Origin of the sequence: Janthinobacterium sp. NFX145, assembly GCF_049810325.1 — a bacterium.
Taxonomy (GTDB): domain Bacteria; phylum Pseudomonadota; class Gammaproteobacteria; order Burkholderiales; family Burkholderiaceae_D; genus Janthinobacterium; species Janthinobacterium rivuli.
In genome coordinates this window covers 2,185,894-2,204,367 of sequence record NZ_CP187360.1, presented here as the reverse complement: position 1 = coordinate 2,204,367, position 18,474 = coordinate 2,185,894, and the positions used below count along the sequence as shown (strand labels likewise).

Here is an 18,474-nt window from a genome sequence, read left to right as displayed (position 1 = left end):
AGACTAGGCATCGCCGGCGACTGTCGTTAAGATCAATACTTAGCTAATACGAATGCAATATGAATAAGGTTACGCCAGAATACGAACTCATAGCAACATATTTTTAGTACTATTTGTTCGTTTCTGTTCGTTTTGATTTTTAAAGAGAGCACCATGATCCTCAATCCCCGCCAGCGCCGCCTGCTCGAAGTGGTGCGCCAGAAAGTCACCATGTCTGTCGAAGAGCTGGCCCAGCAGCTGGCCGTGACGCCGCAAACCGTGCGCCGCGACGTCAAGCAGATGGAAGAAGCGCGCCTGCTGGCTCGCTACCACGGCGGCGTCGGCTTGCCCTCGTCCGTGGAAAACATCGATTACAGCCAGCGCCAAGTGTTCAACAGCGACGCCAAGCGGCGCATTGCCGCCGCCGTCGCCGCGCAAGTGCCGCACGGCTGTTCGCTGCTGATCAATATCGGCACGACGACCGAGGAAGTGGCGCGCGCGCTGGGCCGGCACACGGGCTTGCACGTGGTGACGAACAACCTGAACGTGGCCGCCATCCTGGCCGACAACGCCGCCTGCGAAGTCATCGTGGCCGGCGGCGTGGTGCGCGGGCGCGACCGCGGCATCGTCGGCGAAGCGACGATCGACTTCATCCGCCAGTTCAAGGTCGACATCGGCATCATCGGCATTTCCAGCATCGACGAAGACGGCAGCCTGCGCGATTTCGACGCGCGCGAAGTCAAGGTGGCGCAAGCCATCATCGAGCAGTCGCGCGAAGTGTGGCTGGTGGCCGACCAGCACAAATTCGGCCGCAAGGCGCTGGTGCGGCTGGCCGACCTGGCGCAAGTCGACATCTTGTTTACGGAGGCGCCGCCGCCGCCCCGCTTTGCCGAAGTATTGCGCGAAGCGGGCGTGAAGGTGGTGCTGGCCTGAGCGGACCACGTTTCTGCATGAAAAACTCGCACTGTCGCGTGGGCAATACGCCGTGTGTGGGCAAGCACACGCAATGATATGAAATATTTATCAATTCGGCAAAAATGCTGTTACCATTGATGCAACAAGAGTTATTTTTTTAATCTTCCTCTCCGGCAATACGATTATTGGCTTGTTATTGCTTTTTATCTATCCAGAGCAAGAAAAAAGGAAAAACTCTTTGCCGGTAAGTGATTTCCTGTGAAAACAGTGTTAAAACTACCTCAAGCACGATGATAGTTCCCAAACAAACCACTCGACAGCAAGCGTGAAGGCCTTAACCATGCCGGCAACGCCGCCCAGTGAAGGAAAAGAAATGAGCCATAATTTTGAAACGGCCGCCATGCCGCAAGCCGCCCATCCCAACAGCGTCCCCGTCAGCGAGCTGGAAGCCCATCTCGGTTACTGGCTGCGTTTCGTTTCCAACCACGTTTCCCACAGCTTCCAGAAGAAAGCCGAAGCCAATGGCGTGACGGTCTCCGAATGGGTGGTGCTGCGCGAAATGTTCCGCCTGGGCTGTACCTCGCCCACGGTACTGGCGCAAGTGTCCGGCATGAGCAAGGGCGCCGTCTCGAAACTGATCGACCGTCTGGAAAGCAAGGGCATGGTCAGCAAATCGATCCTGCTGGCCGACCGCCGCCAGCATTCGATCGAGCTGACCACGGAAGGCGAGGCGCTGGTGCCCGTGCTGGCCGGGATGGCCGACCAGAACGACGAGGAATTCTTCGGCAAGCTGCCACGCCAGCTGCGCGACGACCTGCTCGAAGCGATGAAAGAAGTGGCGCGCACGCATCAGCTCAAGAGCGCGCCGCTGAACTAAGGCAATCCCGGCAAGGGTGACACGCTGGCGCGGGCGCTTCGGCTATGATGCTGGCCTGACTGTTTACCAGGAACACGCATGGCCCTGCACATCGAAACTCCCTTGCTCAACTCGCGCGCCCTGAGCCTGCACAGCGAACGCGCCATCTGGCTCAAGCTCGAAGCCTTGCAGCCGCCCGGCTCCTTCAAGATCCGCGGCATCGGCCTCGCCTGCGAAGAATACGCGCGGCGCGGCGCCAGCCGTTTCATCTCCTCTTCCGGCGGCAATGCCGGCATCGCCGTCGCCTATGCGGGACGCCAGCTGGGCATTCCCGTCATCGTCGTGGTACCTGAAACGACCAGCGAACGGGCCAGGGCCCTGATCGCGCAGGAAGGCGCCGAAGTCATCGTGCACGGCGCCGCCTGGCAGGAAGCGAACGCGCTGGCGCAGTCGATGCTCACGCCGCAAGACGCCTTTTTGCACCCATTCGACGATCCGCTGCTGTGGCAGGGCCACGCCGGCATGATCGATGAAGTGGCCAGCGCGGGCCTGAAGCCGGACGCCGTGGTGCTGTCGGTGGGCGGCGGCGGCCTGCTGGCCGGCGTGGCCGAAGGCTTGCAGCGCAACGGCTGGGATGACGTGGCCATCATGGCCGTGGAAACGCAAGGCGCGGCCTCGCTGGCGGCGGCCGTGGCCGCACGCGAACACGTAGCCCTGCCGGCCGTGACGAGCATCGCCACATCGCTGGCCGCGCGCCAGGTGTGCGCGCAGGCGTTTGCCATCAGCCAGACGCGCCTGCTGCACAGCGTGGTGGTGTCGGACCAGGCCGCCGTCGACGCCTGCCAACGCTTCATCACCGACCAGCGCCTGGTGGTGGAGCCGGCCTGCGGCGCGGCGCTGGCCGCCGTCTACGGCAAGGCGCCGGCACTGGCGCCCTACCGCAATGTGCTCGTCATCGTCTGCGGCGGCGTGACGGCCACCACGCAACAGCTCGACCACTGGAGCGCCACCCTGTAGCTAGGGTGCCGCCTCGAGCAGGGCCACGCCATCGCGGCCCTGCCCCTTGGCCGCATACAAGGCCTGGTCGGCCAGGTCCAGCAGCTGCGCCGGCGTCAGCATGCCTTCGCGGAAGATGGCGATGCCGATGCTGGTCGTCACCGGCAACGGGCCGCTGGCCAGCGCGAACGGCTGGCGGATGGCGTCGATGATCTTGGCGCCGACCTGGCGCACTTCGGCCGCGCCGTTCACGCCTTCGAGAATGATCACGAATTCATCGCCGGCCAGGCGCGCCACCAGATCGCTGGCGCGCACGCTGCGCACCAGGCGCGCGGCGAATTCCTTCAGCACCTCGTCGCCCGCCTTGTGCCCCAGGCTGTCGTTGATGGCCTTGAAGCGGTCGATATCGAGATAGGCCAGCGCCATCGGCGCGCGCGCGGCACGCGTGCGCTGCATGCTTTGCGCCAGTTGCTCGTCGAAGCGGCGCCGGTTGGCGATGCCCGTCAGGGTGTCGGTGGCGGCGGCGAACTGCAGCGCCGTGTGCACCGCCTTGGTCTTGGTGATTTCGTGGATCAGGCCATACACGCCTTCCACCGCGCCGCTCTCGCCCACATCGGGCACGTAACTGGTCTGGAAGGCGCGCCGGCCGGCATCGCCCTCGCCGCCGATGGAGAATTCATACTCGACTTCCTCGCCCGCGAAGGCGCGCAGCAGGTACTCCTCGCGCAGCTGGTAGGCTTCCTCGCCCAGCACTTCGCGGATCGACTGCATCATGCTTTCCTGCCGCGACCTGCCGAACCATTTTTCAAACGTCGCGTTGATAAACTGATAGCGGTGCTCGCGGTCGATGTAGACGATCACCACGGGCACATGGTCCGTCAGCAGTTTCAAACGCCGCTCGCTGTCGCGCGTCTGCGCCTCGGCGATTTCACGCTCGGCCACCAGCGAATGGAAATCGCGGCTCAAGTCGCCGATCTCGTCGCGCCGCCCGATTTGCAGCACGTCGATCCCCAGGCGATGGCGGCGAATCTCATGCACCTGGTGGCGCAAGCGCGCCAATGGCTGCAACAGGCGCAGCACCACGCGCCAGCCGGCCAGGCCCGCCAGCGCCGCCAGCAGCACGGCGGCCAGCAGGATCTTGCTGCGGATGGCATGCAGCGGCGCGAACGCGTCGCGCATCGGATACACGGACGCCAGTATCCAGCCCGTCGAGGCGATGCGGTGATAGGCAAACAGCGCGTCGACGCCTTGCGCGGTGGTACCCGTCAGCCAGCCCTCGTAGCCCTGCAAGGCGCGCCGCGTGGGCACGCTGATGGGGCCATTAGCTTCGATATGCTGCATGATGCGTGACTTGTCGGGATGCTCGACGATGACGCCTTCGCTGGTCATGATGTACAGATAGCCGCCCGGACCCGGCTTGAGGGCGCCGAGACGGCCCAGGAAATCAGGCTGGCGCAAGTTGACGCTGGCCGCCAGCACATAGCGCACGCCGCCCTGCGCGTCGAACACGGGCTGCGTCACCACCACGATGGGCATGCCGGAAATGCTGCCGTTGAGCGGCGCGGAAATCACCGAGCGCCGCGTCGCCAGCGTCTGTTCAAAGTAAGGACGGCCCTTCACGTTCAGCCCCGCCTGCGGCTTGAAGGGACTCACGCTGGCCAGGACGATGCCGTCGAGGCCGACCACGCCGGCCGAATAAAACTCCTTGCCCAGCACCGTTTGCGCGGCCAGGAAACGCTGCAGGCTGGCGCCGTCGTGCGCGCCGCCGGCCGCCAGGCTGTCTGCCATCGCGCGCAGCACATTGCGCTTGGCGTCGAGTTCTTCATCGATGAAGACGGCGGCGCTGGACAGCGAGACGTACTGCTGGCGCCCCGTCACGTCGCGCATGCCGCGCTCGGCCACGGCCAGGGTGGCCAGCGCCAGCGAGGCCACCGCGCCCAGCACGAGCAGGAAGACGACCACGCTCATGCGCGCCTTCAGACTGGCGGGCAGGCGCCGGCGCAGCCATGTGCGCCAGGTCGTCACGGCCGCTGCTGCAAATGCCGGCACAGGCGCTCGACCGATTCTTCCAGCGCCAGGGTGCCCGTATCCAGGGTCAGCGCGGCGGCCAGCGGCGCTTCATAGGGGGCCGACACGCCCGTGAATTCGGCGATCTGCCCCGCGCGCGCCTTCGCGTACAGGCCCTTGACGTCGCGCGCCTCGCACACGGCCAGCGGCGTGCTGACGTGGACTTCGATGAAATGCGCCGCGCCGATGATGGCGGCGGCCATGGCCCGGTCGGCGCGGCTGGGCGAGATGAAGGCGGCGATGACGGTCAGGCCCGCCCCGTTCATCAGGCGCGCCACTTCGGCCGTGCGGCGGATGTTTTCATGCCGGTCTTCGGGCGTAAAACCGAGGTCGCGGTTCAAGCCATGGCGCAGCTGGTCGCCGTCGAGCACCGTCACGGCGCGGCCCTGCGCCTTGAGCCGGCGCGCCAGCGCCTCGGCGATACTGGATTTTCCGGCGCCGCTCAAGCCCGTCAGCCAGACCGTGGGGTGTTGTCCTGCTGTCATCACACTGCCTCTCTTTTGTAGAGCTGGCAATATAACAAAGCCGCGCAGGAAAGGACAGATTATCAGGCTGCGCTGCGCGCCTCCAGCAGCAACTGTCGTATCTCGGGCACGCAGGAGCCGCAATTGCCGCCCGCCTTGACGCAGGCCGTCACCTGCGCCGTCGTCGTCAGTTTTTGCGCCTGAATGGCGGCGCAAATGGTGTTGCGCCCCACGCCAAAGCACGAACACACGGTGGGACCGGCGTCCATGCCCTTGCCGATGGGCTGGCCCAGCAGCACGCCGGCGCGGTCCGCCGTATCCATTTGCGCGTGCGCGAACAGGCCCGCCAGCCAGCTGCGCGACGGCAGGTCGGGACGCGGCGAGACATACACGCATTGCGCGATGCGCCCCTCGTCCAGGTGCACGGCGCGGTACACGCCGGCGCTGGCGTCCGCGTAATCGAGCCAGTCGGCATTGTCGTCCGTGACGCCGAGCAGCGCGCGCGCCCAGGCGCCCAGATCCTCGATACGCTGGCGGCCGGCCAGTTCGTAGCGCAAGAACTGCTCGCCCTGGATGCGCGTCCAGTGCGCCACGCCGTCCAGATTCAAGGGCGTGCGGCTGAGCACAAACGCATGCCAGTGCACGCGGAACTGCTCGATGCGCACGGGCGTATGCTTGAATTCCGGTTCGCCCGAGACGGGGTCGACGACGGGGTTGACGACGGCGCCCACGCGCGCGTCCGACGCATTCGCGTCGCTCCAGTGGATCGGCACGAAGACCTGGCCGCGCGCGATACCGCCGCCATGCACGACCCGCGCCACCATCGCGCCCCAGGCGCTGGTGATGCGCGCCAGCTCACCTTCGCGCACGCTGTACAGCAGCGCATCCTGCGGGTGGAAATCGATGAATGCTTCGGCGACGTGGCCCGACAGTTTCGCCGCCTTGCCCGTGCGCGTCATCGTGTGCCACTGGTCGCGCACCCGGCCTGTATTGAGGATGAGTGGATAGTCTGCGTCGGGCATGTTCCTCGGCGCGCGCGGCGCCGTCGGCACGAAGCGCGCGCGGCCGTCCGCATGCGCGAAGCGGCCGTCGCCGAACAGGCGCGCCTGGTCCTGCGGCCACTGCTGCGGCGCCAGGGCATCGTAGCGCGCCGCATCCAGGCCGGCCAGGTGGCCCAGATTGAACAGGCGCTTTGTGTCCCCGCCGTTGCGGAAGGCGGACAGGCGCGCATGTTCGTCGAAGATGGCTTGCGGCGACGTGAAATCGAAGCCGGCATACCCCATGCGGCGCGCCACGTCGCACAGCACGTCCCAGTCGGCGCGCGCTTCGCCGGGCGCCGGCAGAAACGCCCGCTGACGCGAGATGCGGCGCTCGGAATTGGTCACCGTGCCATCCTTCTCGCCCCAGCCCAGCGCGGGCAGCAGCACATCGGCATGCGCATTCGTGTCCGACCCGGCGCTGATGTCCGACACCACCACCAGTTCGCACTTGGCCAGCGCGCGGCGCACCTGGTCGGCGTCCGGCATGCTGACCAGCGGATTGGTGGCGATGATCCACACAGCTTTCACTTTACCCGCCTCGATGGCGTGGAACAGGTCGACCGCCTTCAGGCCAGGCTGGCTGGCGATGCGCGGCGAGTCCCAGAAGGTTTGCACGGCCTCGCGGTGCAGCGGTTTTTCGAGATCCAGGTGCGCCGCCAGCATATTGGCCAGGCCGCCCACTTCGCGCCCGCCCATGGCGTTCGGCTGGCCCGTGAGGGAAAACGGTCCCATGCCGGGCTGGCCGATGCGCCCCGTCGCCAGATGACAATTGATGATGCTGTTGACCTTGTCCGTGCCGGAAGACGACTGGTTCACGCCCTGCGAAAAGGCCGTGACGACCTTGCGCGTGGCGGCAAATGCCTGGTAAAACGCCAGCAAGGCAAGCGGGTCGACCTTGCAGATGGCCGCCACCTGCAAGGGATCGCCGCAGTCCACGTGGGCGGCCGCCAGCGCTTCGTCGAGACCCGAACTGTGCCGCGTGACGAAATCGTCGGCGATCACGCCCTCCTTCGCCAGATAGCACAGCAAACCGTTGAACAGCCATACGTCCGTGCCCGGTTTCACGGGCAAATGCAAATCGGCCAGCTCGCAGGTGGCCGTGCGGCGCGGGTCGATCACCACCAGTTTCATGTGCGGCCGGCTTTCCTTGATACGCGTGATGCGCTGGAACAGGATCGGGTGGCACCAGGCCGTGTTCGAGCCCACCAGCACCACCATGTCCGCCAGTTCCAGGTCTTCATAGCAGCCCGGCACGATATCCTCGCCGAACGCGCGCTTGTGGCCCGCCACGGCCGACGACATGCACAGGCGCGAATTGGTGTCGATATTCGCGCTGCCCACATAGCCCTTCATGAATTTATTGGCGACGTAATAGTCTTCCGTCAGCAGCTGGCCCGAGACGTACAGGGCGACGGCGTCGGGGCCATGTTCATCGATGATGGCGCGCAGGCCGCCGGCCACCTGGTCCAGCGCGGCATCCCAGGAAGCGCGCCGCAGGACGCCATCGACGCGCACCTGCGGCTGCAGCAAACGGTTGTCGAGGTCCAGGGTGTCGCCCAGGGCCGAGCCTTTCACGCACAGGCGGCCCTCGTTGGCCGCATGGTTGGTGTCGCCGGCGATGCGGATGGCGCCGTCGAGCAGGCGTGTCGCTTCCACGCCGCAGCCGACGCCGCAATACGGGCAAGTGGTTTTTACGGGCGTGCAGCTTGTCATGGGGAGGTCCTGTCAGGCGGCCTGGGCGCACAGCGCCTGGCCAAACAATAAATGGGCGCGCAGCTTGCTGATGTCGCGGCGCTGCTGGATCAGGTCGAAATACCAGGGACCGTCCTGCACGTCGCCATACAGCACGGCGCCAGCCAGGCGGCTGCCCTGCACCACCAGGCGCTTGTAGACGCCGCGGCGCGGATCGCGCAGCACCAGGTCTTCGCTGCCCTCGCCGCCGATGATGTCGCCGGCCGAATACAGGTCGATGCCCGTCACTTTCAGTTTGGTGGCGCTGGCTTGCTGCACATAGCGCCGGTGGCCCGCGCCGGCCAGGTGCGCGCCGCACACACGCGCCTGTTCCCAGATCGGCGCGACCAGGCCGAAGGTGGCGCGCCGGTGCTGCACGCATTCGCCCACGGCGTACACGCGCGGGTCGTAGCTTTGCAGGCAGTCGTCGACGACGATGGCCCGTTCGCAGTGCAAGCCGGCCGCTTGCGCCAGGGCGATGTTGGGGCGCACGCCGGCCGTCATCACCACCAGGTCGGCGGGGATCGACGTGCCATCGGCAAAGCGCACGCCCTGCACGCGGTCGGTGCCGACAATTTCAGCCGTTTGCGCCTGCATCAAAAACCGCAGGCCGCGCGCTTCCAGCGCCGATTTCAGCAGCATCGACGCGGGCGCATCGAGCTGCTGGTTCATCAGGGCGCCGCTCATGTGCACGACGGTGACGTCCATGCCCTGGCGCTGCAAGCCGTTGGCCGCTTCCAGTCCCAGCAAGCCGCCGCCGATGACCACCGCGTGGCGGTGCGTGCGCGCCGCCTGCAGCATGGTGTCGACGTCGCTGATGTCGCGAAAACCGATCACGCCGGGCAGGTCGTGGCCTGGCACGGGCACGATGAAGGGCGTGGAACCGGTGGCCAGCAGCAGGCGGTCATAGGCAACCGTGATGCCGGACAGCGCTTGCACGGTGCGCGCCTTGCGGTCGATGCGCACCACGGGGTCGCCCGCATGCAGGGTGATGCCGTTGTGCGCATACCAGTCGCGCGTGTGCAGCATGATGTCGTCCACCGACTTTTCGCCGGCCAGCACGGGGGAGAGCAGGATGCGGTTGTAATTACCGTGCGGTTCGGCGCCGAATACGGTGATGTCGTACAGGTCCGGCGCGAGTTTCAACAGTTCCTCGACCGTGCGCATGCCGGCCATGCCGTTGCCAACCACGACTAAAGACGGCCGCGCGGCGGTGTTCATACGGCCACCCACACCATGTCGGCAAACACGCGCGCGGGCCAGGCGGCGACGGAATGCTCGGGCGCTTCGATGCACTCGCCGCTGGCCAGGTCGAAGTGCTGCTTGTAGATGGGCGAGGCCACGACGACGCGCTCGCCGATGCTGCCGACCAGGCCCCGCGAGAGCACGGAAGCGCCCGCGTTCGGGTCGACATTGTCGATGGCGTACACGCGCGGCGCGGCATCGCCGACGCGGAAGACGGCCACGTGGCGCCCATTCAGCAGCGCACACACGCCCGTGTCGGGCACGATGTCAGCCAAGGGACAGATGGCGACCCAGTTGTCGGCGCTGGCGCCGGAAAGTTCATTCATCGCGTTCATGCTTCACGCCTCCACGGCAAGGATGGGGATCACGGTGCTGCGGCGTTCAGTTTCAGTGGCGGGCCGGATCTGGCCCCGCTCTTCGACGAACACCACGTTCTCGTCCATTTTTTCGCTGTTGACGAAATGGCGGAAGCGCTGGCGCACGGCGGGGTTGGACACGGCTTCCTTCCACTCGCAGGCGTAGGTGTCGACCACGTGCTGCATGTCCGCTTCCAGTTCCGCCGCCATGCCCAGGCTGTCGTCGATGATGACGCGCTTGAGATAATCGAGACCGCCTTCCAGGTTGTCGCGCCATACGCTGGTGCGTTGCAGGCGGTCGGCCGTGCGCACGTAAAACATCAGGAAGCGGTCGACATAGCGCACCAGGGTGGCTTCATCGAGGTCAGAGGCGATCAGTTCCGCATGGCGCGGCTTCATGCCGCCATTGCCACACACGTACAAATTCCAGCCCTTTTCCGTGGCGATCAGGCCGATGTCCTTGCCCTGCGCCTCGGCGCATTCGCGCGTGCAGCCGGAGACGCCGAACTTGATCTTGTGCGGCGTGCGCAAGCCCTTGTAGCGGTTTTCCAGCTGGATGGCAAAACCCACGCTGTCGGCCACGCCATAGCGGCACCAGGTGGAGCCGACGCACGATTTCACCGTGCGCAGCGACTTGCCGTAGGCGTGGCCCGACTCGAAACCGGCCGCGATCAGTTCTTCCCAGATGGCCGGCAACTGGTCGACTCTTGCGCCGAACAGGTCGACCCGCTGGCCGCCCGTGATTTTCGTGTAGAGATCATATTTTTTCGCCACCATGCCCACGGCGATCAAGCCGTCGGCCGTCACTTCGCCGCCCGGCATGCGCGGCACCACCGAGTACGTGCCATCCTTCTGGATATTGCCGAGGAAGTAATCGTTACTGTCCTGCAGGCTGGCGTGCACGGGCGACAGCACGAAATCGTTCCAGCACGAAGCGAGGATATTCGCCGCCACGGGCTTGCACACGTCGCAACCGAGACCCTGGCCATGGGCGGACAGCAGCGCGCCGAAGCTGCGGATTTTGCCCACGCGTACCAGGTGGTGCAATTCCTGGCGCGAGTACGCAAAGTGCTCGCACACGTGGTTGTTGACGGCCAGGCCCTGCTTCTGCATTTCCGCCTTCATGATCTGCGTGACCAAAGGCACGCAGCCGCCGCAAGCGGTGCCGGCTTTCGTGCAGCTTTTCAGGGCGCCGATGGTGGTGGCGCCATCGGCGACGGCCGCGCACAGCGCGCCTTTCGACACGTCGTTGCACGAGCAGATTTGCGCCGACTCGGGCAAGGCGTCCACGCCCAGGCCCACCTTTTGCTGGCCGTCGGCCTGCGGCAGAATGAGAAATTCGGGGAATTCGGGCAGCTCGATTTTATTGAGCATCATCTGCAGCAAGGTGCCATATTCGCTGGCGTCGCCCACCATCACGCCGCCCAGCAGATATTTGCCGCAATCGGAGACGACGATTTTCTTGTAGATCTGCTTGCGTTCATCCATGAACTGGTAGGAGCGGCTGCCCGGCGCATTGCCGTGCGGGTCGCCCAGGCTGGCCACGTCCACGCCCATCAGTTTGAGCTTGGTGCTCATGTCGGCGCCCTTGAACGAGGCTTCGCCCTCTTCCTGGAGCACATGGCGCGCCGCGATGCGGGCCATTTCGTAGCCGGGCGCCACCAGGCCGAAGACCAGGCCGCCCCACAGCGCGCATTCACCGATCGCATAGATATCGGGATCGGACGTGACGCAGCTGTCGTCGATGGCGATGCCGCCGCGCGGTCCCACCTCCAGGCCGCAGGCGCGCGCCAGTTCGTCGCGCGGGCGGATGCCTGCCGAGAAGACGATCATGTCCGCTTCCAGGTGGCTGCCGTCGGCGAACTGCATGCGGTGCGTGGCAGCCTCGCCATCGACGATGGCCAGGGTGTTCTTTTGCGTGTGCACGGTCACGCCCAGTTCCTCGATCTTGCGGCGCAGGACGCGTGCGCCGCCCTCGTCGACCTGCACGGCCATCAGGCGCGGCGCGAATTCCACCACGTGGGTATCGAGCTTCAAATCGCGCAAGGCTTTCGCGCATTCAAGGCCCAGCAATCCCCCGCCGATCACCACGCCCGTTTTGGACTTTCCACCCCAGGCCAGCATGGCTTCCAGGTCTTCGATGGTGCGGTAGACGAAGCAGCCATCTCTATCCTTGCCCGGCAGCGGCGGCACGAACGGCGTCGAGCCGGTGGCGAACACCAGCTTGTCGTAGGCCAGCACTTCACCCGTGCTGGCCGTGACGGTTTTGGCCGCGCGGTCGATGGACACGGCGCGCGCATTGAGTTTCAGGACAACGTTGCCCTTGTCGAAAAAGCCGGGCGCCACCAGGGAAAGGTCCTCGGCCGATTTTCCGCTGAAAAATTCGGACAAATGCACCCTGTCGTAGGCGGGGCGCGGCTCTTCGCACAAGACCGTCACGGACAGGCGCGTATTGTTTTCCAGCGCCAGCCGTTCAAGGAATTTATGTCCGACCATGCCATGGCCAAGGACGACGATGTTCAAGGGGTGGTTCATGCTTGTCTCCTCAGGCCGCGGCCATGTTCGGTTCGGCCGCTGCACGGGTAAAGCGCACGGCGATGGCGCCCAGGGCCGAGATCACGACCAGGGCGCTCAGGATGATCAGGGTCTGGCGGATGTCGCCCGTGCCCTTCATCAGGAAACCGGCCGCCACGGCGCCCACGTTGCCGCCCGCGCCGATGATGCCGGCCACGCCGCCCAGGGCCTTGCTGTCGATGAAAGGCACCAGCGCGTAGGTCGCGCCGCACGCCATGTGAGTGAACAGGCCGAAGACCAGCATGGCGATGACGGCCCAGGTGACGCTATCGACCTTGGCAAACCACAGCAGGCCCACGCCTTCGCCGATCATCAGCATGAACAGCAGGGTGACGCGGCTGTTCAGGTTGCCGCGCAGGGCCAATTTATCCGACATCCAGCCGCCCAAGGCGCGGGCAAACAGGGCCAGCAAGCCGAAGCTGCCGGCGGCCAGGCCGGCCGATTTCAATGACAGGCCGAAATGGTCGACGTAGTACACGGCGGCGATATTGTGGATGAAGATTTCGATGCCGAAGCAGGCGCCGTAGGTGACGAACAGCAGCCAGACGCGGTAATTGGAACTGGCCGCCTTGAAGCTGTCCCAGCCGCCGGCCGGAGCATGTCCGGCCTTGCCACCTTCGATGGCCACGCCGGCGGCGCGCAAGTCCGAGTAATTCCCTTCAGGGCAATCCTGCGTATAGCGCCAGTAGAGAACGGCCATCACCAGCATCAGCACGCCCGGCACCAGCAGGGCCACGCGCCAGCCCAACGATTCGGACACGCCCAGCATCAGCACGGCACCCAGCAGCAGCGGCATCAGCGCCTGCGCCGCACCGCCGCCCGCATTGCCCCAGCCGGCGGCGGCCGCATTCGCCGTGCCGACAACACGCGGGGCGAACATCACGGAGGTGTGATATTGCGTGATGACAAAGCTGGCGCCGACGGCGCCGATGCCCAGGCGGAAGAACAGAAAGCTTTCATAGCTTTGCGAAGCGGCCACGCCCAGCACGGGAATGGCGCCCAGCAGCAGCAAGCCCGTGTAGGTCTTGCGCGGGCCGTAGCGGTCGCACAAGGGCCCGACGATCAGGCGCACGAGGATGGTGATGGCGACGGCCGCGATATTGATGTTCGCCACTTGCGCCAAGGAAAGGCCGAACTCTCCCTTGATGACCGGCATCAGGGGAGCGCAGGCGAACCAGGCGAAGAAACACACGAAGAATGCCATCCACGTCAGGTGGAATGCGCGCATGGGTGGCGTGGCGAGGGAGAAGAGCGCGATGCGCGTTGCTTTTTGGCTGGCCATATAGGTTCCCGAAGTATCCCGAAAATAACAAAAATGCAAACAAAAACGGCGCCCGCCCCCGCCGATGAAAAATCAGCCTGGGCGGACGCCGTTGTCCATGTGGTCCGTCGTTGGACCGTTGTGCGTTTATTCAGGGGATCGCCGTTGATCCGTAACTCTTGTGTAGCAAGCGCCGTGCCAGCTTGCCGCACGGGCAAACGCCCTTATCGATACGAGGTTTGCGCCAGATCATGGCCAATCACGGTGCAAGCACGCCACTTGCTGGTGCATGCGGGAACCAGTACGTGGCATTTCTTGTCTAAACCACATCTGAAGCAGTAGCGGGAGGCCACGATGGTCAAGACACTGCGACGACGACGCTTAAGGCCACCTTGGCCGCCATGGCTGGCTTGTGCGTGCGCCGGGCTGTTGCTCATCACGTGGAGCAACACTGCCGCCGCGCAAGAGCCGAAGGAACACAGCGAACTCGATGCCACCGTCGTCGCGCCCTTTCACGCCGCGCGCGGCGAGCGGGTCACGCAGGCGCGCACATTTGTCCTGCGCCTAGCCTATCCCGACGAGGGGCGCTCGCATGCCGTGCGCTGGAGCCTGACCCTGTCCGGCCCGGGGCCGCAAGGCGCGGTGCTGCGGCGCTGGTCGGGCACGGAACAGGTGGGGGCTGACGGCAAAAGCGTGAACTTGCCCTGGGATGGCCGCGCCGACGCCGATGCGCGCGAACGCAGGGTGCTGGCGCCCGACGGCCTATACCAATTGCGCTTGCTGGCCGTGGCCGATGCGGGCACGCCGCAGGAGGCGCAGGTGGAACAGCAATGGCCCATCCAGGTGCGGCGGGGCGCCAGCACGGCGCCCAAGGTGAGCGCCTTCCAGGCCGGCCTGCAACAACTGCCCAGCCTGGAAGGCCAGCCCGCCTACCGCATCGTCTACGCCAACCTGCACAGCCAGACGCGCCACAGCGACGGCGGCGCGGCGCTCGACGCCTGCCGTAGCGCGCAAGACCCGCAAACGGCGCCCTTCGGCCCCATCGATGCCTATAAATATGCGCAAGAACACGGACTCGACGCCCTGCTGACATCCGAGCACAATCACATGTACGACGGCTCGGACGGCACCAACGCCGCTGCCACTGCCGCCGAAGCGACAGCCCTGTACCAGACGGGCCTGGCCGAAGCGGCCGCGTATTCGGCCGCCCACCCCGGCTTTCTGGCCCTGTACGGCATGGAATGGGGCGTCATCAACAAGGGCGGCCACCTGAACATTTTCAATAGCGAGCAATTGCTGGGCTGGGAACGCAATGCCCTGGGCGAATTGCTGGCCGACGTGGAAACGCCGAAGGGCGATTACGCGGGCCTGTACCGCTTGATGCGCGAACGGGGCTGGATCGGCCAGTTCAACCACCCGGCGCCAGCGGGCCAGTTTCTCGTCAACGGCCAGCCGCTCGGCTACACGCCGGACGGCGACGCGGCCATGGTGCTGTGCGAAGTCATGAACACGTCCGCGTTTTCCACGAATGACGCGGAAACGGAAAACCGGCGCAGCAATTACGAGGCGGCCTGCAACCGGGCCCTGACGGCCGGCTACCACGTGGCTTTCAGCAGCAACCAGGACAACCACTGCGCCAACTGGGGGGCGTCGTATGGCAACCGCACGGCCGTGCTGGTGGCCAGCCCGGCCGCCGGCACGCCCGTTTCACGCGACAGCTTCCTCGACGCGCTGCGCGCGCGCCGCGTCTACGCCACCATGGACAAGCACGCGCAACTGCTGTTCACGGCGAATGGCAGGCTGATGGGTGAGCGCTTCGACAACCACGGCCCCCTGCGCCTGGCCACCCATTTCAGCAACAGCGCGGGACGGCAAGCGGCCGACGTCGCCATCTTCCACGGCGTACCGGGCGGCAACGGTTCCGTTACCCCCATCTCGGACCAGGCCGAGCTCACCGTCACGCCCGCGCCCGGCCCCCATTTCTATTACGCGCGCCTGACGCAAGACGATGGCAACATCGTCTGGTCGGCACCCGTGTGGGTCAATCAGTTGCCGTGATGGCGGCAGGGCGGGCGGCATGCTGGGCCATCAATTCGGCCACCCAGTCGATAAAGACGCGCAGTTTCTTGCTGACATGGCGGTTCGGCGGATAGGCAAGATAGAGCGGCATGGGATCGACCGTCCATGCCGGGAACAGCGGCAGCAGTTCGCCCCTGGCCACGTGCGCGCGCGCCATATAATCGGGCAGCCACAGCACGCCCAGCCCCGCCACCCCGGCCGCCAGGTAGGCGTTGCCGTCGTCGATCGACAGCACGTACTGGCCATGGATCTTGACGCTCTGGCCCTCGCGGTGCATCACGTAGGGAAAGCCGTTGCCGTTGCCGCTGCGTCCCCAGCGAAAGCGCACGATGCGGTGCGCGCTGTCCTGCAAGTCCAGCGGATGCAAAGGCGTGCCCACCCGTTGCAGGTAGGCCGGCGCCGCATACACGCCCAGCGGCAAGTCGGCGAGCTTGCGCGCCATCAGCGACTGGTCGGTGATGGCACCGCCGCGTATCACGCAATCGACATTGTCGGCGATCACGTCGACCATGCGGTCGCTGGCGCCCATGTCGAGCACGATATCGGAATACAGCGCATGAAACGTGGGCAGCGCCGGCACCAGCAGCAAGGCGGCGAGCGGACTGGGCACGTCCACCCGCAACTGGCCCCGCGGCAAAGCGGCGGCGTGCGGCAAGCTCGTTTCGATTTCTTCCAGGGTATCGAGCACCTGCACGATGCGCTCGTAGTAGGCGGCGCCATCGGCCGTCACATTGACCTTGCGCGTGGTGCGGTTCAGCAGTTTCAGGCGCAGCCGCGCCTCGAGCTGCTGCACCAGCTGCGTCACCGTGGTGCGGCTCATGTGCAAGGTCGCGGCCGCCCGCGTAAAACTGCCCGTCTCGACCACCCGCACGAACGCCTTCATCGCATCAAACCTGCCCATCCGCACCTCCGTCATTCGATTGTTTGGATTATACAAACAGTGCAGATGATTCTGGCCGCTTTATCAGCACGCCGGCAGCAGATAAAGTGTTCTCCAGGCAGCAACTTCGCTGCATCAACAAAGGAAAGCTGATGAAACGCGACGTCGTATTCCCTCCGGGCCGCCAAGCCCTGTATGAACAGAACCGGTATTCGCCCGCCGTGCGCGCCAACGGCCTGCTGTTTGTCTCCGGCCAGGTCGGCAGCCGCGAAGACGGCTCGCCCGAACCCGGACTCGAGGCCCAGGTCCGGCGCGCCTTCGACAACCTGAACGCCATCTTGCAAGCCGCCGGCTGCACTTTCGACGACGTGCAGGACGTGACCATTTTTATCGTCGACCCGCAAGCTAACTTCCAGCGCATCTGGGATGTCGTGCAGGCAGAGTATTGGGGCCAGGCGCCGCACCCGACGGTCACGGCTGTGGGCGTGACGTGGCTGTATGGTTTCCAGTTCGAGATCAAGGTGGTGGCAAAGCTGCCTGGCTAGCACTCTGCGTCCGGAGGCGCGCAGGAGAAATAGCGGCAGGTTTTCGCTCGCACGATTGCCCGCCGCAAGGTGCGCTGGCACTGATCTATGGCAACATTGCGCAACCGCCCCATGCCAGGAAATGGAATGAAACCAAAAGCGCTGATCATCGCCAATATTGAAGCGTACTTGCTGGAGCCGCTGAGCGCAGCTGGCTTCAAGTTCTCGCCTAGCCAGCTGACCTTCAAGCGAGCACAGGACGAATTCGTCCAGGCCATCCATTTCCAGGCCAACCGCCATAACGAAGAGGATGTCTGCGCAGCATTCTGGAGCCACTATCAGGTCTCGTCCAGAGCCTGTACAAGCTGGCACAAGGCGCGTTACGGCTATGAACCTGTCAACAATATCGTTGGCGAGGTGGCGGACTGGAATATCAAAAACTGGCAATTCCCTGTCATCGATGGCAAACAGGACAAAGAACACCAGCTCGTCGATCCGGCCCATCGGGCAACAGTCATGGCCTGCCTGCGGGACAATCTGCTGGAGTTGGCCCTTCCCTGGCTAGACCACCATTCCAACTGGGAAAATGCCGCCCTGGCCCTGGTCGAAGCGCATGACTCGCATGCCAGAGCCTGCGATTTTTATCTGATGGCCGGCAAGCAGGAACAAGCCTTGTGGGCCTTGAACGAAGGCATTGCCTACTGGGAAAGAAACCCCAAGGCATCTTATCCGCAAGAAAAAGAGGAGATCGCTTTGCGGATGGAGAAATACGCCTATGCTTGAAATCACGTGCCCCTACGACGGCGACTGCGGGCGCCGCTTCGCCCCCAGCGCAATGGATGCCGCGGATGGCGCGTTTTTAACAACGGCCATCGCCAAAAAAATGACCTTCATGTTCCTGCACTGCCCCGCATGTGCAAGGATGTTCCAGTTCAATCCAGTCGCCTGGACAGCGCAGGCTTGCGAGGCCGTCGCGCCGAAGGCCGCGCGGGTAGCGAAGAAAAGCGGCAAGCAGCTGGAAAAATTGCTGGCAAGGGAAAAAGTGGCCCTGCCCCTGGCCTATCTCGAGCACCTGCGCAGTGGAAAATCGCGTTCCGATGTGGCGATTTTCACGGATGAAGATCACTTCACGCTGTACAGACTGGACCAGCTGTGTCAGGACGTCGAGGTGGATGGAACCAAGTATCTGGCAGTCCGGCAGCTGGCAGGCTTTGCGCTGGCCCTGGCGCAAGCGGCGGGAACGGCTTCGAAGCAGGCGGCACCATTCAGTCCTGCCGAGCTGGCGGCTTGCCTGGCCATCGGCGAGGAAGCCACCCGCATCCTGTTCATCGACAGCCGCGACAACGATACATTGTGGATTTATCACCCTGACGGCGGCGATGTCGACAGGACGCGGCTCACAGTGAGTGCATTGCTCGGGCCTGGCGCCCCTTGAGGGCGCAACACGCCGCAGATTCTGCGGCCTGACTCTATTCCAGCAAACAATATTTGAAAAACATGTTATTTT

The 18,474-nt window shown here is 64.8% G+C and carries 15 protein-coding genes; 7 read left to right on the top strand and 8 right to left on the bottom strand.

What is annotated here, in order from left to right; all coding sequences use genetic code 11:
• Nucleotides 1-153: 153 nt before the first annotated feature.
• The 3 genes from ACPJXG_RS09855 (at nucleotide 154) to ACPJXG_RS09845 (ending at nucleotide 2,767) form a co-directional block, all read left to right on the top strand.
• Nucleotides 154-912, top strand: a complete 759-nt coding sequence (locus ACPJXG_RS09855; RefSeq protein ID WP_425254104.1) for a DeoR/GlpR family DNA-binding transcription regulator — start codon at nucleotides 154-156, stop codon at nucleotides 910-912.
• A gap of 355 nt (nucleotides 913-1,267) precedes the next feature.
• Nucleotides 1,268-1,771 (top strand): MarR family winged helix-turn-helix transcriptional regulator, encoded by a 504-nt coding sequence (locus ACPJXG_RS09850; protein ID WP_051958782.1) that lies wholly within the window; start codon nucleotides 1,268-1,270, stop codon nucleotides 1,769-1,771.
• A gap of 78 nt (nucleotides 1,772-1,849) precedes the next feature.
• Entirely contained in the window at nucleotides 1,850-2,767 is a 918-nt protein-coding gene (locus ACPJXG_RS09845; RefSeq protein WP_425254103.1) for a pyridoxal-phosphate dependent enzyme, read from the top strand.
• Here the strand turns inward: ACPJXG_RS09845 and ACPJXG_RS09840 are convergent, their stop codons facing one another.
• The 7 genes from ACPJXG_RS09840 to ACPJXG_RS09810 form a co-directional block, all read right to left on the bottom strand.
• A complete protein-coding gene (locus ACPJXG_RS09840) occupies nucleotides 2,768-4,771 on the bottom strand; it encodes a diguanylate cyclase domain-containing protein (protein ID WP_425254102.1) in 2,004 nt (667 codons plus the stop codon).
• Nucleotides 4,768-5,298: an adenylyl-sulfate kinase gene (gene cysC, locus ACPJXG_RS09835; RefSeq protein WP_425254101.1), complete on the bottom strand. Its 531-nt coding sequence runs from the start codon at nucleotides 5,296-5,298 to the stop codon at nucleotides 4,768-4,770. The genes ACPJXG_RS09840 and cysC overlap by 4 nt, the downstream gene beginning before the upstream one ends.
• A 62-nt stretch (nucleotides 5,299-5,360) precedes the next feature.
• Nucleotides 5,361-8,030 (bottom strand): molybdopterin-dependent oxidoreductase, encoded by a 2,670-nt coding sequence (locus ACPJXG_RS09830; RefSeq protein WP_425254100.1) that lies wholly within the window; start codon nucleotides 8,028-8,030, stop codon nucleotides 5,361-5,363.
• Nucleotides 8,031-8,042: 12 nt separating this feature from the next.
• On the bottom strand, nucleotides 8,043-9,269 hold the full coding sequence (locus tag ACPJXG_RS09825) for an NAD(P)/FAD-dependent oxidoreductase (RefSeq protein WP_425254099.1): 1,227 nt from the start codon (nucleotides 9,267-9,269) through the stop codon (nucleotides 8,043-8,045).
• Entirely contained in the window at nucleotides 9,266-9,619 is a 354-nt protein-coding gene (nirD, locus tag ACPJXG_RS09820; protein WP_425254729.1) for a nitrite reductase small subunit NirD, read from the bottom strand. The genes ACPJXG_RS09825 and nirD overlap by 4 nt, the downstream gene beginning before the upstream one ends.
• Before the next feature lie 12 nt (nucleotides 9,620-9,631).
• A complete protein-coding gene (gene nirB, locus ACPJXG_RS09815; protein ID WP_425254098.1) occupies nucleotides 9,632-12,184 on the bottom strand; it encodes a nitrite reductase large subunit NirB in 2,553 nt (850 codons plus the stop codon).
• A 10-nt stretch (nucleotides 12,185-12,194) separates the two neighbouring features.
• Nucleotides 12,195-13,505 carry an MFS transporter gene (locus ACPJXG_RS09810; protein WP_425254097.1) on the bottom strand — a complete coding sequence of 437 codons (1,311 nt, stop codon included), beginning with the start codon at nucleotides 13,503-13,505 and terminating at the stop codon, nucleotides 12,195-12,197.
• A gap of 408 nt (nucleotides 13,506-13,913) precedes the next feature.
• Here ACPJXG_RS09810 and ACPJXG_RS09805 point away from each other — a divergent pair, with 408 nt between their 5' ends.
• Nucleotides 13,914-15,542, top strand: a complete 1,629-nt coding sequence (locus ACPJXG_RS09805) for a CehA/McbA family metallohydrolase (RefSeq protein ID WP_425254096.1) — start codon at nucleotides 13,914-13,916, stop codon at nucleotides 15,540-15,542.
• Here the strand turns inward: ACPJXG_RS09805 and ACPJXG_RS09800 are convergent.
• Nucleotides 15,526-16,464, bottom strand: a complete 939-nt coding sequence (locus tag ACPJXG_RS09800; RefSeq protein ID WP_425254095.1) for a LysR family transcriptional regulator — start codon at nucleotides 16,462-16,464, stop codon at nucleotides 15,526-15,528. The two genes, ACPJXG_RS09805 and ACPJXG_RS09800, sit on opposite strands and share 17 nt — an antisense overlap.
• 128 nt (nucleotides 16,465-16,592) lie before the next feature.
• On the opposite strand from ACPJXG_RS09800, the gene ACPJXG_RS09795 reads away from it, so the two are divergent.
• The 3 genes from ACPJXG_RS09795 to ACPJXG_RS09785 all read left to right on the top strand — a co-directional run bounded on the left by ACPJXG_RS09795 (nucleotide 16,593) and on the right by ACPJXG_RS09785 (nucleotide 18,402).
• Nucleotides 16,593-16,988 (top strand): RidA family protein, encoded by a 396-nt coding sequence (locus ACPJXG_RS09795; protein WP_425254728.1) that lies wholly within the window; start codon nucleotides 16,593-16,595, stop codon nucleotides 16,986-16,988.
• A gap of 126 nt (nucleotides 16,989-17,114) precedes the next feature.
• Nucleotides 17,115-17,750, top strand: coding sequence for a DUF4304 domain-containing protein (locus tag ACPJXG_RS09790; RefSeq protein WP_099400536.1), 636 nt, complete (start codon nucleotides 17,115-17,117; stop codon nucleotides 17,748-17,750).
• The gene (locus tag ACPJXG_RS09785; protein WP_425254094.1) at nucleotides 17,743-18,402 is read left to right on the top strand and encodes a hypothetical protein; all 660 of its coding nucleotides are present in this window, start codon (nucleotides 17,743-17,745) and stop codon (nucleotides 18,400-18,402) included. Before ACPJXG_RS09790 ends, ACPJXG_RS09785 begins: the two co-directional genes overlap by 8 nt.
• The last annotated feature ends 72 nt before the right edge of the window (nucleotides 18,403-18,474 follow it).